The sequence below is a fragment of the Crocosphaera sp. XPORK-15E genome (assembly GCF_034931425.1).
In the GTDB taxonomy this organism is placed as follows: Bacteria; Cyanobacteriota; Cyanobacteriia; order Cyanobacteriales; family Microcystaceae; genus UHCC-0190.
Window position 1 is genome coordinate 232,469 of the sequence record NZ_JAYGHQ010000002.1, and the last position, 23,136, is coordinate 255,604.

At 36.8% G+C, this 23,136-nt stretch carries 27 protein-coding genes; 13 read left to right on the top strand and 14 right to left on the bottom strand.

The window, feature by feature from the left end:
• Positions 1-23 precede the first annotated feature (23 nt).
• Positions 24-452, bottom strand: coding sequence for a DNA methyltransferase (locus tag VB691_RS02635; protein WP_323289941.1), 429 nt, complete (start codon positions 450-452; stop codon positions 24-26).
• A 68-nt stretch (positions 453-520) separates the two neighbouring features.
• On the opposite strand from VB691_RS02635, the gene VB691_RS02640 reads away from it, so the two are divergent.
• Positions 521-661, top strand: coding sequence for a DUF2442 domain-containing protein (locus tag VB691_RS02640; RefSeq protein WP_416244607.1), 141 nt, complete (start codon positions 521-523; stop codon positions 659-661).
• Positions 662-738: 77 nt separating this feature from the next.
• Here VB691_RS02640 and VB691_RS02645 read toward each other — a convergent pair whose 3' ends face one another.
• Together VB691_RS02645 and VB691_RS02650 are read right to left on the bottom strand one after the other, a co-directional pair.
• Complete coding sequence (locus tag VB691_RS02645) at positions 739-1,014, bottom strand: helix-turn-helix transcriptional regulator (RefSeq protein ID WP_323289943.1); 276 nt, start codon at positions 1,012-1,014, stop codon at positions 739-741.
• Entirely contained in the window at positions 1,007-1,234 is a 228-nt protein-coding gene (locus tag VB691_RS02650) for a type II toxin-antitoxin system RelE/ParE family toxin (RefSeq protein WP_323289901.1), read from the bottom strand. The genes VB691_RS02645 and VB691_RS02650 overlap by 8 nt, the downstream gene beginning before the upstream one ends.
• Here VB691_RS02650 and VB691_RS02655 point away from each other — a divergent pair.
• Positions 1,233-1,439 (top strand): type II toxin-antitoxin system HicB family antitoxin, encoded by a 207-nt coding sequence (locus VB691_RS02655; protein WP_323289902.1) that lies wholly within the window; start codon positions 1,233-1,235, stop codon positions 1,437-1,439. The two genes, VB691_RS02650 and VB691_RS02655, sit on opposite strands and share 2 nt — an antisense overlap.
• 342 nt (positions 1,440-1,781) lie before the next feature.
• Here VB691_RS02655 and VB691_RS02660 read toward each other — a convergent pair whose 3' ends face one another.
• Together VB691_RS02660 and cofG are read right to left on the bottom strand one after the other, a co-directional pair.
• On the bottom strand, positions 1,782-2,165 hold the full coding sequence (locus VB691_RS02660; protein ID WP_323289903.1) for a DoxX family protein: 384 nt from the start codon (positions 2,163-2,165) through the stop codon (positions 1,782-1,784).
• Between the two features lie 69 nt (positions 2,166-2,234).
• Positions 2,235-3,197, bottom strand: a complete 963-nt coding sequence (cofG, locus tag VB691_RS02665) for a 7,8-didemethyl-8-hydroxy-5-deazariboflavin synthase subunit CofG (RefSeq protein WP_323289904.1) — start codon at positions 3,195-3,197, stop codon at positions 2,235-2,237.
• Between the two features lie 155 nt (positions 3,198-3,352).
• On the opposite strand from cofG, the gene VB691_RS02670 reads away from it, so the two are divergent.
• Positions 3,353-5,668 carry a DUF3488 and DUF4129 domain-containing transglutaminase family protein gene (locus VB691_RS02670; RefSeq protein WP_323289905.1) on the top strand — a complete coding sequence of 772 codons (2,316 nt, stop codon included), beginning with the start codon at positions 3,353-3,355 and terminating at the stop codon, positions 5,666-5,668.
• Between the two features lie 520 nt (positions 5,669-6,188).
• Here the strand turns inward: VB691_RS02670 and VB691_RS02675 are convergent.
• Together VB691_RS02675 and VB691_RS02680 are read right to left on the bottom strand one after the other, a co-directional pair.
• On the bottom strand, positions 6,189-6,428 hold the full coding sequence (locus VB691_RS02675; RefSeq protein ID WP_323289906.1) for a type II toxin-antitoxin system HicB family antitoxin: 240 nt from the start codon (positions 6,426-6,428) through the stop codon (positions 6,189-6,191).
• Between the two features lie 114 nt (positions 6,429-6,542).
• Positions 6,543-7,706 carry an extracellular solute-binding protein gene (locus VB691_RS02680; RefSeq protein ID WP_323289944.1) on the bottom strand — a complete coding sequence of 388 codons (1,164 nt, stop codon included), beginning with the start codon at positions 7,704-7,706 and terminating at the stop codon, positions 6,543-6,545.
• A 127-nt stretch (positions 7,707-7,833) separates the two neighbouring features.
• Here VB691_RS02680 and VB691_RS02685 point away from each other — a divergent pair, with 127 nt between their 5' ends.
• Entirely contained in the window at positions 7,834-8,214 is a 381-nt protein-coding gene (locus tag VB691_RS02685; protein ID WP_323289945.1) for a hypothetical protein, read from the top strand.
• Positions 8,215-8,303: 89 nt separating this feature from the next.
• On the opposite strand, the gene VB691_RS02690 is transcribed toward VB691_RS02685, so the two are convergent.
• Complete coding sequence (locus VB691_RS02690) at positions 8,304-8,981, bottom strand: biopolymer transporter ExbD (RefSeq protein ID WP_323289907.1); 678 nt, start codon at positions 8,979-8,981, stop codon at positions 8,304-8,306.
• 33 nt (positions 8,982-9,014) lie between these two features.
• Positions 9,015-9,665, bottom strand: coding sequence for a MotA/TolQ/ExbB proton channel family protein (locus VB691_RS02695; RefSeq protein ID WP_323289946.1), 651 nt, complete (start codon positions 9,663-9,665; stop codon positions 9,015-9,017).
• 287 nt (positions 9,666-9,952) lie between these two features.
• Here VB691_RS02695 and VB691_RS02700 point away from each other — a divergent pair, with 287 nt between their 5' ends.
• Positions 9,953-11,233, top strand: coding sequence for a serpin family protein (locus tag VB691_RS02700; protein WP_323289908.1), 1,281 nt, complete (start codon positions 9,953-9,955; stop codon positions 11,231-11,233).
• Positions 11,234-11,265: 32 nt separating this feature from the next.
• On the opposite strand, the gene VB691_RS02705 is transcribed toward VB691_RS02700, so the two are convergent.
• A complete protein-coding gene (locus VB691_RS02705) occupies positions 11,266-12,300 on the bottom strand; it encodes a DMT family transporter (RefSeq protein WP_323289909.1) in 1,035 nt (344 codons plus the stop codon).
• A 61-nt stretch (positions 12,301-12,361) separates the two neighbouring features.
• Entirely contained in the window at positions 12,362-13,318 is a 957-nt protein-coding gene (locus VB691_RS02710; protein ID WP_323289910.1) for a pentapeptide repeat-containing protein, read from the bottom strand.
• Between the two features lie 349 nt (positions 13,319-13,667).
• Here VB691_RS02710 and VB691_RS02715 point away from each other — a divergent pair, with 349 nt between their 5' ends.
• From VB691_RS02715 to VB691_RS02735, 5 genes are all read left to right on the top strand, one after another.
• Entirely contained in the window at positions 13,668-15,296 is a 1,629-nt protein-coding gene (locus tag VB691_RS02715) for a CTP synthase (RefSeq protein WP_323289911.1), read from the top strand.
• Positions 15,297-15,642: 346 nt separating this feature from the next.
• On the top strand, positions 15,643-16,203 hold the full coding sequence (efp, locus tag VB691_RS02720) for an elongation factor P (RefSeq protein WP_323289912.1): 561 nt from the start codon (positions 15,643-15,645) through the stop codon (positions 16,201-16,203).
• Between the two features lie 78 nt (positions 16,204-16,281).
• Positions 16,282-16,767 carry an acetyl-CoA carboxylase biotin carboxyl carrier protein gene (gene accB / locus VB691_RS02725; protein ID WP_323289913.1) on the top strand — a complete coding sequence of 162 codons (486 nt, stop codon included), beginning with the start codon at positions 16,282-16,284 and terminating at the stop codon, positions 16,765-16,767.
• Positions 16,768-16,781: 14 nt separating this feature from the next.
• A complete protein-coding gene (locus VB691_RS02730; protein ID WP_323289914.1) occupies positions 16,782-16,940 on the top strand; it encodes a hypothetical protein in 159 nt (52 codons plus the stop codon).
• A gap of 68 nt (positions 16,941-17,008) precedes the next feature.
• The gene (locus tag VB691_RS02735) at positions 17,009-17,365 is read left to right on the top strand and encodes a hypothetical protein (protein ID WP_323289915.1); all 357 of its coding nucleotides are present in this window, start codon (positions 17,009-17,011) and stop codon (positions 17,363-17,365) included.
• Positions 17,366-17,379: 14 nt separating this feature from the next.
• On the opposite strand, the gene VB691_RS02740 is transcribed toward VB691_RS02735, so the two are convergent.
• Positions 17,380-19,044 carry an alpha/beta hydrolase gene (locus VB691_RS02740; protein ID WP_323289916.1) on the bottom strand — a complete coding sequence of 555 codons (1,665 nt, stop codon included), beginning with the start codon at positions 19,042-19,044 and terminating at the stop codon, positions 17,380-17,382.
• Positions 19,045-19,207: 163 nt separating this feature from the next.
• On the opposite strand from VB691_RS02740, the gene VB691_RS02745 reads away from it, so the two are divergent.
• A complete protein-coding gene (locus VB691_RS02745) occupies positions 19,208-19,402 on the top strand; it encodes a hypothetical protein (RefSeq protein ID WP_416244601.1) in 195 nt (64 codons plus the stop codon).
• On the opposite strand, the gene VB691_RS02750 is transcribed toward VB691_RS02745, so the two are convergent.
• Positions 19,399-20,067 (bottom strand): hypothetical protein, encoded by a 669-nt coding sequence (locus tag VB691_RS02750; RefSeq protein WP_323289917.1) that lies wholly within the window; start codon positions 20,065-20,067, stop codon positions 19,399-19,401. The genes VB691_RS02745 and VB691_RS02750 overlap by 4 nt on opposite strands.
• Before the next feature lie 2 nt (positions 20,068-20,069).
• Positions 20,070-20,651 (bottom strand): GUN4 domain-containing protein, encoded by a 582-nt coding sequence (locus VB691_RS02755; RefSeq protein WP_323289918.1) that lies wholly within the window; start codon positions 20,649-20,651, stop codon positions 20,070-20,072.
• Between the two features lie 194 nt (positions 20,652-20,845).
• Here VB691_RS02755 and VB691_RS02760 point away from each other — a divergent pair, with 194 nt between their 5' ends.
• A complete protein-coding gene (locus tag VB691_RS02760; protein WP_323289948.1) occupies positions 20,846-22,039 on the top strand; it encodes a methyltransferase domain-containing protein in 1,194 nt (397 codons plus the stop codon).
• An 80-nt stretch (positions 22,040-22,119) separates the two neighbouring features.
• A complete protein-coding gene (gene arsS, locus VB691_RS02765) occupies positions 22,120-23,115 on the top strand; it encodes an arsenosugar biosynthesis radical SAM (seleno)protein ArsS (protein WP_323289919.1) in 996 nt (331 codons plus the stop codon).
• Positions 23,116-23,136 lie beyond the last annotated feature (21 nt).

Consider the following 23,136-nt stretch of genomic DNA (forward strand, 5'->3'; position numbering starts at 1 on the left):
GATAGCAACAATTGTTAGAAAGTTTATTTTTTGAACAAAGGTAAATCAGAAATTTCTGTTTTTTCTTTTTCTGTTACTTTAGCTATATTAGCAGATTCAGTTGCCATAACTGCCGTTGATTCACTTTCAAATCTAAATTTTGACCCTTTAATGTATTCTTCTTCAATTTCAATTGCAATCCATTTTCTGTCTAAAGTTTCTGCTACTCTACCTGTCATATTAGAACCAGCAAAAGGATCAAGAACAATATCTCCAACTTCTGTACAAAAATTAATAAAAAATTCAGGTAAAGCTTGCGGAAATCTAGCCGGATGACGCTTAACTCCTTCTTCTTTACATCGTTTTTGATAATAATCATTAGATGATGTATTGGATGCAGAAATAACATTGCTAGAAATAGGAATATATAAGTTATCAGGGTTATTTTCATCAAATACAAAAATATCTCCTATTTCAAATCCTTCTAATACAACTCATATTTACTAATAAAGAAAAAAAATTTTATGATTGTTCACCACTTCTGGACTTTGGCATCTTTCAAGAACTTAGAAATAAACATTATTTTAATCAAGTAAAAATTCTAGACGGTACAGTAACTTGGCCAAACGAACAAGATATATGTCCTGATACTCTATATCTTGACTCTATTTCTCAAACCTAGTGCGATCGTGGCTTTTGCAGTTAATGAAATGTAACGCACCGTCTTGAAGACAAATAAATCTCTAGAAATTAACTATACTATCTTATTTCTAGAATTAGTTCTTTCCCTAAAGCTTTAATATACTTTTCAAGAGTGCCAATATTAACAGATTGGATATTGTTTTCTATTTGAGAAACTATTGCCTGATCGCAGTTTAAATGTTCCGCTAATTCTTCTATTGTGATACCAGATTCTTCTCTAGCTTGTGCTAGAATAAATCCTAATTTAAAACTGAGATAGCCAGCTTCAAAGTTTTCAGAAAAGTCAGAATCTTTTTGTTTTCTTTGCTTAATATATTTCTCAATATCACTCATCATTTAATCTCCTGTTTAAATAGTCTCGTTTTCTCTGGTGTGCTAGATTAATTTCTTGCGAAGGTGTTTTTTGAGTCTTTTTAGTAAATCCGTTAGTTAGAATCAATACATTATTCTCAACAAAAAAACCAAGTAGACGAAATATATTATTACCAAATTGAACCCTTACACCAATTATAATTAGGATAGAACTTTGAAAATTAATAGAGAATTCAAACATGAGTAAATGGCGTGTAATCCTTGAAAAAGATCCAGAAACCGGAGATTTTGCTGTTTGGTGTCCAGAGTTACCAGGTTGTACTTCTTGTGGAGAAACCGAAGAAAAAGCCTTAGAAAATATTAAAGAAGCCATTGAATTATATCTACAACCAGACGAAATGAACCTCTCATCTGATGCAATAATTAGAGAGGTAATAATTACATGACTCGTAAGCTGTTGTGCATTTAAACTGCTTATTTGTTAAATTGAAGGAAACAGCTACAACCCTCTTTCATGAAAGCTTTTTGCTTGGTTGGTGCATACTTCGACCAAGCTCAGTACAAGTCTCGACTCCGCTCGATAACCGCTTGTCGAACCATTGCCTTTTGCCTTGCTAATACGCATTTTAAATGCGTATTAGCTTATGCGTCGCTTAACCTCAAAAGAGCAAGAGGGATAATATTCCTTATTTCTGAACAAACCATTATTATAAGCCAAACATGGGAAATGGAGAATAATGGGCAGAGACGGTTAATTAAACCTCTCTACCGCTTGAGAATTGCTAGGGTTATTTTTCTAAACTGAAACTACCTGAACCGAAAGCCACAATCATTAATAATCCGCCCATTAACCCTAAATTTTTTAAGAAAGCGATTTCTTCTTCGGGAAAATCTCCATGAAAAATTAGGGTAGCAGGGATGAGAAATCCAATCAATAATAAAGCCCCAATTTTAGCTTTATACCCCAATAAAACTGATAATCCGCCGATAATTAAGACAACAATAGTAAGCATGAGTAAAATTCCCGTGAAGGGGAGTCCTTGGGATGCCATATAAGCTTGAGTGGCAGCGGGGGCAAGGATTTTACTAATACCAGATTTAAGAAAAATTGCCGAGAGAAAGATTCTGGCTAAAAAAGGAACATAATTTTGGAGAGTGACTTGATTTAGCATTGATAAATCACCTATTTTTTGTATTTTAACCTCAGATAAGATTGTAACAATGACAGATAAGTTTGACAATCAAAATGCTAGTTGAGTAGATTTACTCCAGGAATTAACTGCCAGTTGTAAAGGGGAAGATAACCAAGAATCATACTGAGGATAAATCGGTAAACGGGGAACTAATTGCCATCCTTTTGTCCCTAAAAGATTAATTAATCCTTGATGAGTAAGATGGGCATAATCAGGATTTACTTCATCTTTGGGGCTAATTCCTCCTAAATCTCTAGCTCCTGCCTCTAAACAGTCTAATAAACATTGAGGATTTGTAATTAAATTAGGGGGAATTTGTAAGGTAATAGATTCAGGTAAAATCTGTCTGGCTTGAGCAATAATTTCTGGTAATTGATGATAATTAAAAGCAGAAGCTATAAAAGTTTGTTGCTGACCAGGACTATGAGGTTGTAAGATAACTTCTTGTATATGATGCCAACGGTTATGAATTTGGGCGATCGCCTCTAATGTTTCCCAACAATCGGTTAATGTTTCACCAATTCCTAAGAGAATACCTGTAGTAAAAGGTATTTTTAATTGTCCTGCCCATTCTAACTGTTGTAAACGCAATTTAGGGAGTTTACTTGGTGCATACTGATGAACAGTTTCTAAAAGTTTTGGAGTAATTTGTTCTACCATTAATCCCATAGACACATTAACGGTCTTCAAAGTTTCCATTTCAGTAAAACTTAAGGGGCCGACATTAGTATGGGGCAAAAATCCCATAGATAAGGCTAATTGACAAAGATCATAAATTCGTTGAAACCAAACTTTTCTTCTGGGGGACTGAGGATGAACTTCACCACTGAGAATAAGAATTTCACAAATAGATTTATTTTGCATTTTTTCTAATATTTGTTCTGCATTTTCTAAGGTTAACCAATCATCTTGATTAGGGTGAACGCGAAAATTACAATAGGTACAACGGTTAAAACACTCATAAGTAGGTACTAAGGTATAAGCAGGACTATAAGTAATTTGCTTAGACATGGTTTCTTCCTCAACTTAAATGAACGTGACAATTAATATAAAAAACGTAATAAATCTGATTGACAAATTGGGGTAAACTGGTAACAGTAGGAGGCGAAAGAAAATTAAAATCTGTTGTGATTCTTGAATTTAACCCCCATTAACTCTCTTGTTCTATGAAAAATAACCCCCCTAAACCATTATCCTTATTTGAACAATTTCGGCAAAAAATAGAAGCAATGCCGAAATTACAGACTGAAGAATCCCTAACCCTACGAATTTTAGTCCAGGGATTAGTTATTATCGGGATTATTGCCACTGATGTGGCCGCCCAAACCCAGATGAGTTTATGGGCAATTCCCTTAAGTATCGCGGGGTCAACTTGGAGTTGGTATCGTCGAAAACATCGCAACATCACTGTTAAATTTTTCCTGGCCATTGCTATGCTGGGGGTACTTTTTTTCTTTTTAATTAATTTAGCCCAAAGTCTTAATGATAGTCGATTGGCCTTAGGGGGTTTATTAGTTCAACTTCAAGTTCTCCATAGTTTTGATTTACCAAGACGGAAAGATTTAGGGTATTCAATGGTTATTGGCCTTATTTTATTGGGAGTTGCTGGTACTATCTCCCAAACCTTAGCTTTTGCTCCTTGGTTATTATTATTTTTAGGTTTAGCTATTCCTACCTTAATTTTAGATTATCGTTCTCGTTTGGGACTAGAAGCTATTGATAGCAGCCTTAATTTACCGTTTCGTTCCCCTCGTGCTTCTAATTCTGTTATAACTTATTCTCCCTTTTCTTTGAAAAAATTAGGTTTAATTATTGGTCTGACTTTGGTGTTAGGATTAACAATTTTTATGTTGATGCCACGTTTTCCAGGGTATCAATTACAAACCTTTCCTGTGAGTAGTCCTTTAGATGCAGATAGTCAAAAGTTTAATGGACAAAATAACGGGATTATCAATCCAGGATACACCAATAAAGAACAAGGAAAAAATTCAGGGGGACAAGGCACAAGTCCAACGGAAGGAGAAGGGAAACTCGATAATAATTATTATTATGGCTTTAATACCAAAATCAATCAAAATTTACGGGGAAATATGACTCCCAAAATTGTCATGCGGGTACGTTCTCAAGCTCCTGGATTTTGGAAGGCATTATCTTTTGATCATTATACAGGACAAGGTTGGGAAATTTCTAATGATCAAGATCTTAACATGATTCAACGAGATCCTTGGTCTTACAAATTCTTTTTATCATCACCTGCTACTCGTATGAAAACGAAGCAGGTTATTCAAAGTTATACGGCCGTTACTGATTTACCGAATGTTATTCCTTCCCTTTCTATCCCAAATTCTCTTTATTTTCCTGCCAAAGAAATTGGCATTGATCAACGGGGAAATTTGCGATCGCCTGTGGGTTTAATTGAAGGATTAACCTATACAGTTATTTCAGAAGTTCCTTATCGAGATCGTACCATTTTAAGAACATCTCCTTATGAATATCCTGAAAAAATCATCAAAAATTACTTACAAATTCCCCCTGAAATTGAAGAAAAAGTACGCCAAAAAACCTTAGAATTATTAGCAAAATCACCCAACCCAATTAACTCAACCTATGAAGCAGCTTTGTTCTTAACACAAACAGTTAAACAACAGTATCAAATTAAACCAGATTTGCCTTTTTTTGATGAGAATGAAGATTTAGTTACAGCCTTTCTCTTTAAGCATGAAGGGGGTTATCCCGATCACTTTTCGACTGTTTTAACCATGATGTTACGTTCTATTGGCATTCCTGCACGGTTAACAGTAGGATTTGGCCAAGGAAAATTTAATCCTTTTACCGGATTTTATGTGGTTAAAAATACCGATGCTTATGGATTAACAGAAGTTTATTTTACTAAATTTGGCTGGTATAGTTTTGATCCAATTCCTGGCCATGAATTAATTCCTCCCTCTCTTGAAGAAGAGCAAACTTTTGGGGTTTTAAAGCAATTTTGGAATTGGATAGCCAGTTGGTTGCCTTCTCCTGTTAGCAGCTTTTTTAACATCATTTGGACTCAGATAATTGGCGGATTTATTAATATTTTGGTGTGGTTATGGCGGTTTATTTCAGGTAGTTTAATTGGGGTATTTGTGGGGTTATTCTTAGGGGTTGGATTAGGATTATTGGGTTGGTTAGGTTGGGGACAATTAAGCAAATTAGGATATTATCGTCGCTTAGCTAAATTACCACCAATTGTCAGATTATATCAAGAAATGTTAGAACTATTAAAAAGTAAGGGATATCCGAAACATCCAGCACAAACCCCTTTAGAATATGTCGAAGTTTCTTATCAACAACATCCCCAGGAACAAGCAGCAATTATTGAGGAACTTTCTCAAGCTTATGTCAGTTGGCGATATGGAGAAAATAGTCAAAATTTTGACTATTTGCAACAACAATTTAAGGCATTAGTTAAGAGTTTAAAGGGACGTAAATCTGATGAATAGGCAAGAGTTAAAAGCGAAGTATTATAATAAGTAATAAATAAGGTTTGCTCCCACTGAGTAAGCTGTTGTGCATTTAAACTGCTTATTTGTTAAATTGAAGGAAACAGCTACAACCCTCTTTCATGAAAGCTTTTTGCTTGGTTGGTGCATACTTCGACCAAGCTCAGTACAAGTCTCGACTCCGCTCGATAACCGCTTGTCGAACCCATTGCCTTTTGTCTTGCTAATACGCATTTTAAATGCGTATTAGCTTACCCCTATAACCTTTATTTTATAAGGCTTTTGTCCTTATTCAGCAAACCCTACTTAACAAGATATTCGCAAGTGTTTTACTCATTTCTGTTACTTTATTTCATGAGTCCGAGACACGCTATAAAATGCAATAGAGGTTGCTTAAAAAACTTAAAAATATACTCCAATTTCTAGGTTGTGTCGCAAAAGTTCTTGAGAATAGGGGAATGCTTTACCTTTTAATTGCTTAACTTTTTCTCATAAAAGTAAAAGCAAAAATTAATTTTGTTTAAGCACTTAGTTGTTCCACTAATTGAACTGATGGCTCAAAGAGTTGAGGCTTAGGTAGAATTTCATTATTTTCTAAGGCGGATTCTATTAATAATTTTAAAACTTCTTTAGCATTGTTGAATGCTTCTTCGTAAGTATCACCATGGGTATGACAAAATTCTCCCCATTCAGGAAGGGTAACAACATAACATTTATCTTCCTCTGACCATTGAATAATAATTGTGTAATGAATATTCATGATTAATTCTCCTTAATTTTAGCCAGTTTATTTAAAGCATTTTTTTAGAAGGCAATAATTCCCAAATATCTGTATGGACAAATGGCTACTCTACCCCACAAGCAACTTAATTGCTTAACTATTTCTCATTTCCTTCCAAAGATTAAGATACTCTGCTTGAACCTTATCCGGTAAAGGCTCTAAAAATTCGCATTTATCGAAAATTTCTGGCTTAATTAATAATAAAGGATTATCTTGAACTTCTTTTGAAAGTTCATTTTTATCAATTACATTAATCATAGGAGAAGCACCCTCAGTAAACAAAGAAATCAAATCAGCAGCTTGAGGTTGCCAACAAAAATCAATCCATTGTTTAGCTGATTTCGATAACACTACGTTCCCAGTTTTGGCTTTAGGTTTAACCCAAATATCTGACCAAAGGGAAGTACCAGAAGCAGGTATTATAGCCTTAAGACCTCGATTTTTAGCAATTAGAGGTAAAATCTCATTGGACCAACCCACACTTAACCAAGCATCTCCGATTAATAAGGGTTGTAAATAATGGCGAGAACTGTAATATTTAACTTGTTTTTGTAGAGACAAAAGTTCAGACTTTAAACCAGGAACTGAGGCCAAATCTTGTGTATTGTAAGACTGTCCCAGTTTTTTTAAGGTTAATCCAATCACCTCTCTCGGTTGATCGACCAAGGTAATGCGATCGCGTAATCGTTCATCCCATAAATCAGACCAATCTGTCGGTTCCCAGTCTAACTTATCCTCTTGGTAAACCATTAAAGTTGTTCCCCAACGATAGGGGGCCCCCCAAATTTGTCCGTTTTCCTTGACATTCCCTCGCCCATCTCGTTTAACTAAGCGTTGCCAACGAGAGGGCAGTTTTTGCCAATTGGGGATATCAGTAAGCTCTAGGGGGTCAATTAACCCTTGTTGAATGCCTTCAGCTAACCAAGCATCTCCTAAAGTGACTAAATCACTGATCGGTGGTTCTTGCGGATTGATAATGGGGATTTTGGGTAAATCACGCCATAAACCGGCTTTCTTGGCATCTTTACCTTGCCAAGTTGCCAATAGCTCAAACAACATTTTTAGCTGAGCTTGGGGAGTAAAAGAGAGAGAAGGCCGAGGGGATAATTGTTGACGAAAAGCAGTCAGTAATTGCGGGGGAATCGAACCTTGTAACAGAAAAACCCGCAAATCATGCTCAGAATCACCACATCCTGATAACAATTGCCCTAACGCAACAGCCCCTGTACTGATCAAAAAAGAACGACGGCTAAGCATGGCATTCATTGTATCAAGATTTAAGACGAATCACGGAAGAAAGTTAAATGAATCAGGAATCTGTAACTATCCGTCTCAGTCAATTCTAGGATGAGAAATAGCACAGTTTTCAGTGATGGGAATTCCTATGGATGGACTACAGCAGCAAATTAATGAACTTAATCAAAAAGTCACTCAACTCCATCATATTGTTGAACAGCTTGGCCAAAAGATGGGGGCTTCTCGCCTCCCAAGGGAAGTCATGGTTAACAATCCACAACCCTCTCTGCCTACCCTTTCGGGCCCGAACCCCATGGCTTTACCTCGCCATGGATATTATCAGTCCGTGATGGAGCATAAGGACATCCTACCAGATGAGAGTGAAAATAGCACCCTCATCGCCCCTGAAGTGGAGCCATTACTAACTACCGATCTTCAGGTTAGACGACTCACAGCACAGTTAACCGCCGCTTATAACCGGATTGCTGCCTTAGAAGAACAATTACTCGCTTCTCGGATCATGCGGTAACAAATAGGTGCTATCGGTAAGGGAAACCATCGATGGCGTTGGTATAAGTGAACGGAAACAGTTTTAAGAACAGCGTTAGCTTTGAGAAATTAATTATTCGGCATAGTGGTTTGAGGAAGTGTTGATTCTCTTGAGGGAGAAGAATTTGGAGGATTCGCTGGATAATTACCGATTCCGCTAGAAGGATTGGTTGGAATTGTCTGAGGAAGAGTATTGGTGTAGTTTCCTGGTAAACCTGTTCCTGATGGCAAAGGACTGAGGGTGGGATCACTCAAATTTGGGGTTCCTTCAGATTCACCTGGTAGGGTAGCTAAAGCAACCCTTTCACCACCGACTTCTCGCAACATATCTAATACCTGAATTACTTCATTGTAACTAGCATTTCTTGAGGCATGAAGTACCATTAAACCTTCAGGGTTAAATTGATGATAGCTCTTAATCGAGTCAAATAGCTGATTGCGAGTTACCAATTGTTTTTCAACGTACACTTGGCCAAAATCATCGAGGCTAACCACCATCATTTCTCGCATTTGGGGGGTTCCCGATCCCGCTTTCGGCAAATCTAAGCTAATCGCTTGCTGACGAGATAAACCAACCGCTCCCAAAATAAAGAAAGTCAGGATACAAAAAATCACATCGATCATTGGTAAAATTTCGATGCGAACTTCTTGTTGTTGAGAAGGATCTTGCCAGAGTTTTAGCGGACGGGCATGGCTATGGGATTGACTTTTACGGGCTATTCTTTGATGGTTCCTATCTTGGGTCATGGGTGTTTCTTAAAAAGATAACTTAAGGGCGGTTTATTCGTCAAAAGTATCGGTGAATTTCGGTGGGATATTGTTTGGGAGAGCCGAGGGTTCACCATCAGTATCCAACCAACGTTGGCGATAAATCACTTCTAACTCACTACCCGTTTTGCGGAATACCCTAACTTGATTAAACCAAAGGGATTGAAAAATTCGGTAAAAGGTCAAACTAATAATGGCAACAATTAATCCCGTGGCTGTCGAAATTAGAGCTTCACCAATCCCTAGGGTAACACCTGTAGTTGAAGATGTTCCCAAGTCGCTAATTTGGATGTTACCCAAAGAGGCAATTAATCCTAAAACCGTTCCCAATAATCCTAACAGGGGAGAGAGGGCAATCACAGCCTCTAACACCTTATCTCCCCGTCGCATCATGGCTAATTCATCATCAGCGGCTGATTCTAAGGCTAAATGGAAAACCTCTGGATCTGGGTTCATCAATCTTAGGGGGCCATAGAGAAACTTGCCCACGGGATGATTAATATTGTCTTTCGCTACTTTTGGGGCTGCATCCCAGTTACGGGCCGCCGTCTCCAAAATCCGGTTGAGAATCTGTCCCTCTTTGAGTAGAAATCTGACCCAAAACCAGGAGCGTTCAATAATGGTACTCAAGGCTAATACCGACAAAATGAGCAGGGGCCACATGGCTACCCCACCTTTTTCCATGATTTCTTGGATATTCACAGTTTTGGCTGACCTCCGTTGCTTGTCCCCATCTAGGCAAGGTGTTGATAGTTGTAATTATTTATTTACAATTCTAAGGGTTTATGTTTAGCAATCAAGTATATCCTCGGAGAAGGAGGAGTTTTTTTGAACAAGGTAGACGACATTCCGACGTGACGGTCGAAACAACATCATAAGTGTTTTGAGGCTTTTTAACGCTAAGGCTAAAAACGGTAAACATTGCTGTATCGTAAATAGGATTAAGGGTGATGAGGACTCAACGAACGATAAGAGCCACATTCGGCTTGATGTTTTTATTTTTCTTGAGTGGGTTGATCTCCTTCTCAAAAACTGACTTCCTGAGTATATTAGCAGACGCTCAGGCGTTGCAAGAAGTTTCCCCCATAATGGGTTTCCCTCAGCCTTCTCTGGATGAGAAACGGCTGGTTAAAGCCCACGCACAGTTTGGCTTTCAGTTGTTTTCAACCTTAGTTAAGGCGAATCCAGAACAAAATGTTTTTGTCTCTCCAACCAGTGTCGCGTTAACTTTGTCGATGCTTTACAATGGCGCGACAGGAGATACTAAAACGGAAATTGCTCAAGCATTAGGTATTCAAGGGGTAGAAGTTGACGCGCTAAATCGAGCTAATCAAACCTTAGAAAGTGACTTAAATCTTCAGAATTCTCAATCTCCGTTAATCGTCGCTAATTCCCTTTGGGCCAGACAGGGTTTTACTTTTCGTTATCAGTTTCTTAAAAATAATCGAGATTATTATCAGGATCAAATTACCAATTTGAATTTTGCCAGTGCTGAAGCTAAGGGTATTATTAATCGTTGGGTTACAGACAATACTGAAGGGAAAATCAAAAATATTATCAATAAAATTCAAGCAGATGATGTTCTTTTCTTGATTAATACCGCTTATTTTCAAGGGAGTTGGCAAGTCGGTTTTGATAAAAAACTTACGACAGATAAACCCTTTTATGTAAGTCCTAACACCAGTAAACCTTATCCCTTTATGTCTCGTCAGGGAACCTATCATTATTTAGAAAACTCTCAATTTCAGGCGATTAAATTGCCCTATGGTGATGGACAGTTTAGTTTGTCCTTAGTTTTACCAAAAAACTCTAACCAATCTTCCCAGATTTTTCAAGATTTCACCCCTAAGAAATGGCAAAAACTATCATCTAAGTTTCGGCAAACCAGTGGGTTACTTCAGTTACCTCGCTTCACTTTAAACTATGAAGTCGATCTCACAAAAACTTTACAGTCTTTAGGGCTTTCTACCATGTTTAATCCATCCCAAGCTGGATTTTCTAAATTAACCTCTCATTCAGCTTATATTAATGGCATTAAACATCAGGCATTAGTAGAATTTAATGAAAACGGAAAGCAACTGCCCTCAGTCAAATCAATGAATCTCAAGGTAGCATCAATTATCTCGTCGCAACCACAATTTACGATGATTGTAGATCGTCCTTTTTTCTGTCTGATTCAAGATGAGAATACGGGAGCAATTTTATTTATGGGTAGTATTTTTACTCCTTAGATTTTGAGTCTCTATGTAAATTAGAACTTGCTTTAAATTCCTTTAAATCCTGCCCGAATATCAGCCTCTTTTGGGGTAGAATTTATTAAAATTTTCTGATTTAGTCGTCTGACACCAATTTGAGTTAACATAATTCCCATCATAATGACACTGCCACCAATATATTGAGCCTTGTTAGGCATTTCTCCTAGAATTAAATAGGTAAAAGTAATTCCAAGAATTGGACTAAAAGAACTCGCTAAAGACACATCAGAAGCACTTGTATATTTTAATCCCATTAACCAACATAATTGACCACCGACAACAATAATCGCACTATAAATAAACATCCACTGCCATAAAAAGGGAGTAAAAATATGGGCAAAATGGATCAATCCATAGAGTTTCATCGCAATTACAAAAAAGATGACTGTTCCTAAGATATTTCTAATAATTGAAAAAATTCCGAGAGGAACTTTTTTCAGGCTAACTTTACTTAAAATGTTAGCAATTGCCACAGAAATCGCTCCTAAAACAGCACATAATTCTCCCCTACCAATCTCCAATTTTCCTCCCATCATATTAAATGTTTGCTCTGGTGACTGTAACCAAACAATAATCAATACCCCAAGAAAAGAAAAAACTGAACCTAATCCAACCCAATAATTTACCCTAGCTTTTAGTAACAAAACTGATAAAACTAGGGTTAAAGGGGGTTCAATTCGTCCGATGAGAATAACATTATTTACCGAGGTTAAGTCTAAGGCTAAAAATACCAAAGCAGGTGCTAAAGCTCCCGAAAAAATTCCAATGCCAATTAATCCTAACCAAACTTTAAATGTAAATTGTTTTAAGGTTTGCCAAGAAAATTGATGGTGATAAATAGATACTAGCAATAATAAAGCACAAATATTTCCCACAAATAAAATATTACAAAAAGCAACAGGATTTTTGCCATCGATAAGATGTTGCTCCCCTAAATTAATTAATTGGCGAGTCACGGGACTAGCAGAAGCAAAAATGATGATACTTAGTAATAAATAAACTTGTCCAGGAATTCGGCGAAGAATTGCTAATCTTTGATTCATAACTTAGTTCACAACGCTTTATGATCGTAAATTATAGCAATTCTAAGTTATTTTTTCTGATTTAAACCTTGATTAACTGTAAAGAATTCTCTTTGGTAGATGTTGATACATTTAAAGAAGATGTCTGACGAAGCATTGAGTTATTTTTAGGAAGATTGACCGATAAAATTAAGCTGATTAATTGAAAATCAAGCATCTGAGGATAATTTTGCACAATTTGAGAACAAGATTGAATAAAGGCATTTAACCAAGCTTTTGACCATTCTAATTTTGCTGAACTTAAAACTGTTTCTAATTCCCCCTTAAAAACAACTTCTCCTGTTGAATTAATCTCAAATTGCTCTAACCATTCAAACAAAGGGCGAGAAGATTCCCAATACTTTTTTGTCATGGTTTTTCCCAAATAACGGTAACTGATTTGAGTGAGATGATTAAAGATTTCTAAAAATTCTTTGACAGTTATTTGCTGATGGATTTTAGCTTTCTCAGTTTCTTCTATTTCTTCGGATTTATCAATAGTCTGCTTTTTATCTTCAATTTTCCTCATCCTCGCTTGTTGAGGATTAAATGCAAGATCAAATCTGGTTTGACTGTCATAATAAGCTTCTTCTAATTCGGCTCCGACTAATTTAGCTCCATTTAAGTAAGCACCCCGAAAATTGGCTTCTTTAAAAGTAGATTTTGTTAGGTAAGCTCCGGTTAAATAAACTCCCTTAAAATTTGTTTGATCACAATTAGCTTTAATGAGATAAGTCTTGATAATAGAAGCTCCTTCTAAATTTGCTCCACTCAAATTCGCTCCGGTTAAATCGGCTTCATTTAGATAAGCTTCCCGTAAATCTGCTCCACTAAAATTGACATCTCTCAAATTAGCATAGCTGAGATCAACTCCGCGAAAATCTGTCTGACTGAGATTAAGTCCTCTTAAATCAGCACGGCGTAATTGATAGTCTTGAAAATTTCTTTGGCCGGCTTGATATTTTTGGTTTAGTTCAATCGCTTCTTGAGTTTGGAACATTGTTTATACTGGGTTTATTTCTAATTTATCTGGAAAAAAATTTCAATCAAAAAAAATTAATGTATCGTAATCTTATTGCTCTGTTTTTATCATCATAAAGCATGATGATCATGCTTAAATAATTTGTCAACCGAATTTATTACTTATCAATTATCAATTGATAACCAAATTAGATGAATTAGGATTCTGTTCCTATGATTGACGATAATTAAAATATAGGCAAGCTCAGGAGTCACTGTTTAAGGGTGATAGTTATCACAGTTAATAATTTTCAATTTGTTCGGAGACAGAGCAGACAGGTTAAAATGATTGAGGAATCCGCAACGGACGAGATCTCAAGGGAAAGGATATGGCGAAATTTGTATTTATTACTGGGGGTGTTGTCTCCAGTATCGGTAAAGGCATTGTAGCAGCCAGTTTAGGACGGTTACTGAAGTCTAGAGACTATTCTGTGTCAATTCTCAAGCTCGATCCTTATATTAACGTCGATCCAGGCACCATGAGTCCTTTCCAACATGGGGAAGTCTTTGTCACGGATGATGGAGCAGAAACGGATTTAGACTTAGGCCATTATGAGCGTTTCACCGACACTCCTATGTCTCGTCTCAATAGTGTGACAACGGGGTCAATTTATCAAGCGGTGATCAACAAGGAAAGACGGGGAGCCTATATGGGGGGGACAGTACAAGTGATCCCACATATTACCAACGAAATTAAAGAAAGAATTCATCGGGTAGCAAAAAATACCAATCCTGATGTGGTGATCACGGAAATTGGGGGAACAGTTGGGGATATTGAATCTTTGCCCTTTTTAGAAGCAATTCGTCAGTTTCGTAAAGATGTGGGCCGCCATAACGTAGTTTATATGCACGTTACCCTAATTCCTTGGATTCCGGCCGCTAGGGAGATGAAAACGAAACCGACTCAACATTCCGTCAAAGAATTACGCTCCATTGGTATTCAACCGGATGTCTTAGTTTGTCGTTGCGATCGCCCGTTAAAAGCGGGAATGAAAGAAAAACTCTCAGAATTTTGTGATGTTCCCGTAGAATCTGTGATTACGGCCCAAGATGCTAACAGTATTTATGAAGTTCCGTTAATTGTTGAACAAGAAGGGTTGGCTCAACAAACCCTAGAATTATTACACTTAGAACCCCGTCAACCGGATTTAAGTCAATGGCAAACTTTAGTCCGACGAATGCAGTCACCTAAGCAACAAATCGAAATAGCTTTAGTGGGAAAATATATTCAATTAAGTGATGCTTATTTATCCGTAGTAGAATCTTTGATACATGGGGGAATTGCCGTTGAGAGTGAGGTTAAATTACGGTGGATCGATGCCGAAGACATTGAGAATTATGGGGCAGAAAAGTATTTAAAAGATATTAGTGGAATTTTGGTTCCTGGGGGGTTTGGTATTCGGGGAGTAGATGGGAAAGTTAAAGCCATTGAATATGCTAGACAGCAAAATATTCCCTTTTTAGGATTATGTTTAGGAATGCAATGTGCGGTGATTGAATGGGGGCGAAATGTTGCCCATTTAGAGAATGCGAATAGTGCAGAATTTGAACCAGAAACAACCAACCCAGTTATTAATCTTTTACCGGAACAGCAAGACGTGGTAGATTTAGGGGGAACTATGCGTCTGGGTTTATATCCTTGTCGCATTACTCCTGATACTTTGGCTGCTTCTTTGTATCAACAGGAAGTGATTTATGAACGTCATCGCCATCGTTATGAGTTTAATAATGCTTACCGTAATTTGTTATTAGAGACGGGTTATATGGTGAGTGGAACTTCTCCTGATGGACGGTTGGTAGAAATTATTGAATTGCCTAGTCATCCCTTTTTTATTGCCACACAATTTCACCCTGAATTTCGTTCTCGTCCTAATTCCGCCCATCCTTTATTTTTAGGGTTTGTTAAAGCATCGGTTGAACATTATTCAACCGAGATAACCACCATTAACCATGAGTAGTTCATTCAGTTACCATTGGTAATCAGGCAAAAATTGGGGCTAATGCTGTGGTGCTTTGTGATGTTCCTGAAGGCGCGACAGCAGTTGGAATTCCTGCTCAGATTATTCGTAACTAATGGAAAGAAATAGTATTTATAGCATTGTTAAATAGAGACATAATATTAATAACCACTAAGAGAAGAATATTTGATTGATCTTGAACAATATTTTCCCGAAAAATAGTCTTAACTCCTGAAAAAATTGTCTTCTTGTCAAAAAACTTATTAATAAAGGTATAAATGACACCTCCCCAGTCGCCAATCTCTTGTAAAATGAATCTTGACTTTCTAAGCTCTAAAAGCCTTTCATGATTTCTAGTAACGATTTTCGGAGCGGTGTCACCATTGAACTCGATGGCTCAGTGTGGCGTGTTATTGAATTCCTACACGTTAAACCAGGTAAGGGTTCCGCCTTTGTGCGGACAAAATTAAAAAATGCCCAAACTGGAAGTGTGGTTGAAAAAACATTCCGCGCGGGGGAAACCGTTCCCCAAGCTACCTTGGAAAAGCGCACCATGCAACATACCTATAAAGAAGGGGATCAATACGTCTTTATGGATATGGAAACCTTTGAAGAAGCACGTCTAAATCCCGATCAAATGGGAACTGCTGTCAATTACCTCAAAGAAGAAATGTCCGCAGATATTGTCTTCTGGAACGATCAAGTGTTAGAAGTTCAATTACCTACTTCGGTGATTTTAGAAATAACTGAGACAGATCCAGGGGTTAAAGGAGATACGGCCACAGGGGGAACTAAACCCGCTATTGTGGAAACTGGGGCCCAAGTCATGGTTCCATTATTTATTTCCATTGGTGAAAGAATTAAGGTGGATACCCGTGATGGTTCCTATTTAGGACGGGAAACCTAACCCGTTAATGTTAATGTTGAAATCGGTTGTCTCCATGGCGGCAACCTCTTTTTGACCGTATTATGGGATGGATAATTTGTGTCAATTAATTTTAATGAACTGCGAGAATTATTAGGGGCGATCGCTCAAACCGATATAGCAGAAGTAACCTTAAAAACAGAGACGTTTGAGTTAAATGTACGCCGTGGGGTGACAACCAGTTCACCTCCCCCTGTTTTCCCTTCAGAAGCGGTAATTACCCCCACTCATTCCCTTCCTGCTGTATCTACCCAAGCACCAGCAGAAACGGCCCCACCTTCCCCACCTTCCCCAGCAGAGAAGAAATGGGTAGCGATCGCCTCTCCCATGGTAGGAACTTTTTATCGCGCTTCGGCACCTGATGAAGCTCCCTTTGTGGAAGTAGGCGATCGCGTGAGCAATGGCCAGACGGTTTGTATTATTGAAGCGATGAAATTGATGAATGAAATTGAGGCAGAAACCACAGGGGAAGTGATGGAAGTTGTGGTGGCTAATGGGGAACCTGTCGAATATGGACAAACTTTAATGTGGGTGAATCCTAGTTAACCTGAGTTCATAATATGAAATCGCGCTTATGTTTGCTACAAATGACTGCAAGGGAGCAAGGAGAACAATTATTTGTAGCATTTTTTTACTCCCTCATAGAGATTAATAGTAGTGAAGTACCCCACCTTGTAGAAGTATGGGGAATTCTGCCCGACATTCGGTTAAAAACGTAAAATAAAGTTAGTCCCCTAGGGGCTACTAGGGAACATCTCGAAAAATTTATTTATTAGGAGTTTAACCCATGAATGAACCTACTACCGTCACCTATTCCCTTGAGGAGATGTTCTCTAGATTAGAGCAGAAGATAGACAAACTAGAGAACAAACTAGAGCAGAAGATAGACAAACTAGAACAGAAGATAGATAAAGTAGAGCAGAAGATAGACAAAGTAGAGAACAAACTAGACAAGCAATCAGAAGATATCGCAACGATTAAGGCTACTTTACAGGCACAACAGCCATTAATTCAGAAAATTCCTGATTTAGCCGAAAAAGTAGGTGAATTAAAGAACTGGAGACAAATAGTCATTGTTACCTTAACAGCCCTCATTAGTGGTTCAATCACTTGGGTTATTCGAGGGGGAAACCTCAGACCATAAATACTATAGTTTGATTAATGATTGCCATTAAATCGTAAGATAGATTGTTTTAAAGCCTCAGAAGACTTTTGGGTTATTAGGTAGGCTTTAAAGGGTTCTCTTTGGCTTAAATATTGGGTATAAATGGCTTGAAGATAGGGGGCAAAGTCTGAATTTTTCGCAATATAGGTTTCAAAAAAGGCTAAAGTTAGGGCATTATTATATTGACTTAATAATTCAGGACTAGGAAGGGTTAAATTAGGAACGGATGCAATTAAATTGGTAATTCCTGCATCTAAATTTGAGAAATCAAGGTGAGCTTGTCCTTCAATTAAAACTAAATATTTATGGGGAGTGGTAAACCAAGGAAAAGAGCGAACCTGTTCAAAAATAGCAGGAGTTGCGGGATCATAAGTTCCTGCTCCAATAAATACGGGAATCTGAATTTTACTTAATCCTTTTTGTCCAAAAATACTACTATTAACGGGGTTAACAGCTAAAATTGCTGTGACTCTTTCATCTCGAAAATTATAATCTTTCCTTTCTAATTTTAAGGCGCGACATTGAAGTAATAAGGAAGTATTTAAGTAACTCAATTCTTGGTTACATTCTTGTTTTAAATTATCAAAATCAATGGTAGCTCCGGCAATCGCTAAAGCAGTATAACCGCCGAAAGAATGCCCGACTACACCAACATTTTTTAAGTCTAATTTACCCTCAAAATCTACCTTATTTCGTCGCTCTAATTGATCAATAACATAACTAATATCTTGAGGACGGTTGACAAATTCATTAACCTCAAAAACTTCCCTCCTGTACCCTTCTAAAAGGTTTTGAATTTGTTGGTAATCACTGCCTGGATGTTGAGGAATAACAACAATAAAACCATAGGATGCAAGATAGTTTGCTTCTTTTAAAAAATCTTCAGGACGAGAAGCTAAGCCATGAGAAAAAATGATAACAGGTATTTTATCTTGTCTCAACTTTTTGGGTCTATAAATATCAACATAAAAGCGACGATTTCTTTTTTTATCAGTAAGTGACCAGGTTTGTTTGGGGGAAATTTCAAATTGTCCAGATTTGGTAATATCCGGTAATTGACTAAAATAAATCTGGGCAGATCTTTTAGCTTCAAGGTTTGAAAGAATGGCGATTTCTTCTGTGAAAAAGTCTGTCGCTTTGATTACAGTTTCTATCGCTTCAGATAAAGTTAAAGAGGATTCAATGTCAATTTGCATATTGGTAGGCAGTTTTTTAAGAAAATTAATCAGGGTTAATCCTTCAGGATCAAAAGCTGCTTGTACCATCGCTCCTCGCAGGGCATATTTGCCATTTCTTCCTCCTTGAATGGCAACATAATTACCAAAAAGTTTAAGAATTTCTTCCCCAATTTCTGTATTAAAAAAACGAGAAAGTTGAACGGGACTCACGGGGGAAACTTTAATCAGTGCTTGTCTAAAATTTGCTTTTTGTTCTTCATCAACTCCTGCCATATTAAGATAAAATTCTAAGTTGTCATCAATAATTCCCTCTCTGGCAAATTTTTCTAAAGAATTGACTTTAACTGATAGGTTTAATGAACCATATATTAGGTAAATTTTTTCGGCTGCTTTGACAGGTAAAATTGTTAGTAAAATAGCTAAAATACTCAGGAGTAAAGAAATCCGTAATGCTTGGAATAAATAAATTTTAAAAGCCATAAATTACGGTGTGAAAGGATATCTAAAAACAAGATTGACAATTTTTGACAATTTGAAAATATTCAGCAAAAATTGTCCTAGTTCTATTATAATTTTTTTTTCTGTCCCTTGAGTCAAAGCTATTCGATGATGACTTATAATAATCTTTAAATATTATATTTTGATGACAATGCCTAAAAATACATCTTATTGGTTATTGGGTTTATTATTAATTTTGACCACAACTATGCTAACCCAATATTTCCAAGTAGGAATGATGGGGTTAACTGTGTTTAGTTTAGCCTATTTAACCAAAGGAATGCGACGGAGTAAACTTAAAAATCACATTCCATCAAACCCCCAAGAGAAAAGTTATTAGTTTAAAAGGCGAAAAGAATCAAAAAAGTTGAGCATATTACTTGAAATATTCTCAATATTATTGTTTTGTCCAGCCGCTAAAACATACAGTTTTTGATTGATTAGATAAACCCGAAAGCTAATCAGTTCATTTTCATGTTTCATTGTTAATTCTTTGCCTAAATATTGTTGCCAAGTAATATCTTTATCGGTTAATAAAGTGAAATTTGTCTGTTTAAGAATACCCTCTTTTACTTCTAATAATAACTGAGTTGGGTTAGTAAGTTGAGACGAGGTTAAATCCTCAGAATAAGCAGCAACAAAGCGATAGGGTTTGGGTTGAGTGGCAAATACTTCAAAGGATAGTTTACTGTTGCCTAAATCTAGAGTAATGGTTTCTAGACTTTGTATTCCTTGAGGCATCCAAACCGAAAAATTACCATCTCTAAAGAGAAATTTTTGCCATTGTAGTTGTCCAGTATCAATGGTTAAAAGTTGGGATGGATGTTCAATTTCCGTGAGTGGGGTTGCCTGTTGTTGTTGTTGTTGCAGTCGTTGAATTTCTTGTTCCATTAACATCTGTCCATCCCGAAAAAAAGTCGGACGATCAAATCTTCCTTGGGCCAAAGTTTGACTTATGGGATAACACAAACAACCGAAAATTATGAAGGATCGTAAAAAATTCATTGCTAAGCTAATTCGCATTCAATTAATCGCATAAAACAAAAAGTCGCCATTTTAAATCCATAAGGAGACTTCCACCAAATTGCCGGAAAACACCCCACCGGAGCCGATAAGCTAAAATCTAAATTATCATAGTTATTACCTTGCCATTGTCCATTTTTGCGCCAACCAACGCGATCGCCATATTTCTCCAGGATATCGACATTTTGACTGCGTAGGGTGTCTATATTTCCCCCAACTTCCTGATACAGACTCAACTGTACACTAAACCCAAAGCGATCGCCGCTATAGTCTCGCCACAGTCTATCAATGACTTGGAGAATATTACAAGGCAATTTCGTCATGTCATTAGGAGTCATATTATCTCGATCTCTGTTGACTGCTTCGAGGATGACTTGGGTGGTTTGTTGATCGGCTTCTTTGAATTTTCCTGCTTTTAATAAGGCTTGTAATTGGCTATATCGGTCAATATCCGAGACTAATTTGAGTTTTTCTTCTAAATCAGCCACTCTATCCGTCAAAGCTTGTAACTGGGCTAAAATTTCGGACAATTCAGGGTGAGTTTCGGGGGTAAATGTTTCAGACATAATTAGGGTTACGCTTCATATTAATGATATCTTAGGAAAGTTCAGACAAATCTCAGGAAATTCTCAGTTTTCCTCGTTTTAATGATCTTACAACCGAAGCAGACGGGAAATTCTGGACAGTTTGTTGATCATTTGAGCATTGCTTTTAATTTCTCTATTATAGTTTACAAAAAGGAACGCATTCTGTGACTGATATGGTAACTTCCCAATCTCCCCTTAATTCTCCTCTTTATGATATCGAAAAAACTGTTCTTGAACGCTATCAAGAAGGGGCAAAAGTTCAACAACCTACTTTATGTTGTCCCACTGACTATGATGGTAAGTATTTAGAGATTTTACCCCAAGAAATCATCGAAAAAGATTATGGTTGTGGTGATCCGACTCGGTATGTATCTGAAGGAGAAACGGTTTTAGATTTGGGATCGGGAACGGGTAAAAATTGCTACATTTTAGCGCAAAAAGTAGGCGCAAAGGGTCAGGTTATTGGGGTTGATTTTAATGATGAAATGCTAAAAATTGCCCGTCAGTATCAACCGGAAATTGCCAATAAACTTGGTTACAACAATACTCAATTTGTCAAGGGGAAAATACAAGATTTAACCTTGAATTTAGAGCAAGTTCAGACTTGGTTATCTGCTCATCCAATTCAATCAATTGAACAATTAAGTCAGTTTGAATCTGAATGCGATCGCTTGCGTAAAAATTCCCCTTTAATTGCTGATAATAGCATTGATCTGGTCATTTCTAATTGTGTTTTAAATTTAGTCCATCCCCAGGACAAAGAACAGCTATTTAAAGAGCTTTATCGGGTGTTAAGACGGGGAGGAAGGGCTGTTATTTCTGATATTGTCTGTGATGAAGATCCTACCCCAGAAATTCTTAATGATCCTGATTTATGGAGTGGTTGTATTGCTGGTGCATTCCGTGAAGAAAACTTTTTGAAAATGTTTGAAAATGTGGGATTTTATGGCATTGAAATTCTCAAACGAGAGGAAACTCCTTGGCAGGTTATTGATGGGATTGAATTTCGTTCTATGACAGTTCGTGCTTATAAAGGAAAGGAAGGCCCTTGTTTAGAAAGAAAGCAATCAATTATTTATCAAGGCCCTTGGAAACAAGTACAAGATGATGATGGACACATATTTTGTCGGGGTGAAAGAATGGCAGTCTGTGATAAAACTTATCAGATTTTAACTCGTCCTGAAAGTCCCTATCAAACAGACATTATTCCCGTGCCTCCTTATCAAGAAATTCCCCTAGAAGAAGCCACAGAATTTAGTTGTCAAAATAAGGCAATTCGTCATCCTAAAGAAACAAAAGGATCAGATTATAAGCTGACAGAAACTAACCAAGCAATGGACTGTTGTAGTCCAGGAGAATGTTGTTAATTAACGAATCATAATGAGAAGAATTGTAGATAAATTACTATTCTTCTCTTAATCATTTATCATAATTTTTAGGAATAAAAATGGTCACTTTAAATTCTCAAGCAATTACCCCATTTAATCAAACAGTTAAGCAACCCCTAACTAAACAAAAAATTACAGTGTTACAAATCAATTTAGGGAAACTTTGTAATCTTGCTTGTAACCATTGTCATGTAGAAGCAGGGCCAAAACGAACAGAAGAATTATCCCCTGAAATTTGTCAACAATTAATCGAATTAATTAACCGTTTTCCTCAAATAGAAACCGTTGATTTAACGGGAGGCGCACCAGAAATGAATTATGGGTTTCGTCCCTTGGTAGAAGCGGCTAAAAAAGCCCAAAAAGAGGTGATTGTACGCTCTAACTTAACTATCTATTTTGAGCCTAATTTTGAAGATTTACCAGAATATTTTGCTAAAAATCAATTAAGAATTATTGCTTCTTTACCTTGCTATTTAGAGGATAATGTGGATAAACAACGAGGTAAAGGAGTTTATAATGAGTCAATTCGTGCTATTCAACTATTAAATAAATTAGGTTATGGGAAAGATACTAATTTAGTCTTAGATTTAATTTATAATCCCCCTATCCCTAGAAATGAAAACTTTGCTTTAACACCTGATCAAATTAAATTAGAACAAGACTATAAAACATTTCTTATGGATAACTTTAACATCGTTTTTAATCATCTATTTACTATCACTAATATTCCCATCGGTAGAACTAAAAATTACTTACAAAATCAACAGTTATATGTTCCTTATCTCAAGTTTTTAGAGTCCAATTATAATCCAGAAACTATCGATAATTTAATGTGTCGTAATGAACTATCAATTGATTATTTAGGTAATATTTATGATTGCGATTTTAATCAAATGGAAAATCTACCCGCCACCTTACCCAATGGAGAAAAATTAACCGTAGAAAAGCTATTAAGTCTGGAAAAATTAGACATAATTAATGAGGTAAAAACTGCCTCTTATTGTTACGGATGTACCGCCGGAAGTGGTTCAAGTTGTGGAGGTTCCTTAGTTTAATTAATAGGTCAATAATTAACA

Excerpts from the sequence above, each read along its gene's own strand:
- VB691_RS02645 (WP_323289943.1), bottom strand. The coding sequence starts at position 1,014 with ATGAGTGATATTGAGAAATATATTAAGCAAAGAAAACAAAAAGATTCT.
- VB691_RS02655 (WP_323289902.1), top strand. The coding sequence starts at position 1,233 with ATGAGTAAATGGCGTGTAATCCTTGAAAAAGATCCAGAAACCGGAGAT.
- VB691_RS02650 (WP_323289901.1), bottom strand. The coding sequence starts at position 1,234 with ATGTTTGAATTCTCTATTAATTTTCAAAGTTCTATCCTAATTATAATT.
- VB691_RS02660 (WP_323289903.1), bottom strand. The coding sequence starts at position 2,165 with ATGCTAAATCAAGTCACTCTCCAAAATTATGTTCCTTTTTTAGCCAGA.
- cofG (WP_323289904.1), bottom strand. The coding sequence starts at position 3,197 with ATGTCTAAGCAAATTACTTATAGTCCTGCTTATACCTTAGTACCTACT.
- VB691_RS02670 (WP_323289905.1), top strand. The coding sequence starts at position 3,353 with ATGAAAAATAACCCCCCTAAACCATTATCCTTATTTGAACAATTTCGG.
- VB691_RS02675 (WP_323289906.1), bottom strand. The coding sequence starts at position 6,428 with ATGAATATTCATTACACAATTATTATTCAATGGTCAGAGGAAGATAAA.
- VB691_RS02680 (WP_323289944.1), bottom strand. The coding sequence starts at position 7,706 with ATGCTTAGCCGTCGTTCTTTTTTGATCAGTACAGGGGCTGTTGCGTTA.
- VB691_RS02685 (WP_323289945.1), top strand. The coding sequence starts at position 7,834 with ATGGATGGACTACAGCAGCAAATTAATGAACTTAATCAAAAAGTCACT.
- VB691_RS02690 (WP_323289907.1), bottom strand. The coding sequence starts at position 8,981 with ATGACCCAAGATAGGAACCATCAAAGAATAGCCCGTAAAAGTCAATCC.
- VB691_RS02695 (WP_323289946.1), bottom strand. The coding sequence starts at position 9,665 with ATGTGGCCCCTGCTCATTTTGTCGGTATTAGCCTTGAGTACCATTATT.
- VB691_RS02700 (WP_323289908.1), top strand. The coding sequence starts at position 9,953 with ATGAGGACTCAACGAACGATAAGAGCCACATTCGGCTTGATGTTTTTA.
- VB691_RS02705 (WP_323289909.1), bottom strand. The coding sequence starts at position 12,300 with ATGAATCAAAGATTAGCAATTCTTCGCCGAATTCCTGGACAAGTTTAT.
- VB691_RS02710 (WP_323289910.1), bottom strand. The coding sequence starts at position 13,318 with ATGTTCCAAACTCAAGAAGCGATTGAACTAAACCAAAAATATCAAGCC.
- VB691_RS02715 (WP_323289911.1), top strand. The coding sequence starts at position 13,668 with ATGGCGAAATTTGTATTTATTACTGGGGGTGTTGTCTCCAGTATCGGT.
- efp (WP_323289912.1), top strand. The coding sequence starts at position 15,643 with ATGATTTCTAGTAACGATTTTCGGAGCGGTGTCACCATTGAACTCGAT.
- VB691_RS02730 (WP_323289914.1), top strand. The coding sequence starts at position 16,782 with ATGAAATCGCGCTTATGTTTGCTACAAATGACTGCAAGGGAGCAAGGA.
- VB691_RS02735 (WP_323289915.1), top strand. The coding sequence starts at position 17,009 with ATGAATGAACCTACTACCGTCACCTATTCCCTTGAGGAGATGTTCTCT.
- VB691_RS02740 (WP_323289916.1), bottom strand. The coding sequence starts at position 19,044 with ATGGCTTTTAAAATTTATTTATTCCAAGCATTACGGATTTCTTTACTC.
- VB691_RS02745 (WP_416244601.1), top strand. The coding sequence starts at position 19,208 with ATGACAATGCCTAAAAATACATCTTATTGGTTATTGGGTTTATTATTA.
- VB691_RS02750 (WP_323289917.1), bottom strand. The coding sequence starts at position 20,067 with ATGAATTTTTTACGATCCTTCATAATTTTCGGTTGTTTGTGTTATCCC.
- VB691_RS02755 (WP_323289918.1), bottom strand. The coding sequence starts at position 20,651 with ATGTCTGAAACATTTACCCCCGAAACTCACCCTGAATTGTCCGAAATT.
- VB691_RS02760 (WP_323289948.1), top strand. The coding sequence starts at position 20,846 with ATGGTAACTTCCCAATCTCCCCTTAATTCTCCTCTTTATGATATCGAA.
- arsS (WP_323289919.1), top strand. The coding sequence starts at position 22,120 with ATGGTCACTTTAAATTCTCAAGCAATTACCCCATTTAATCAAACAGTT.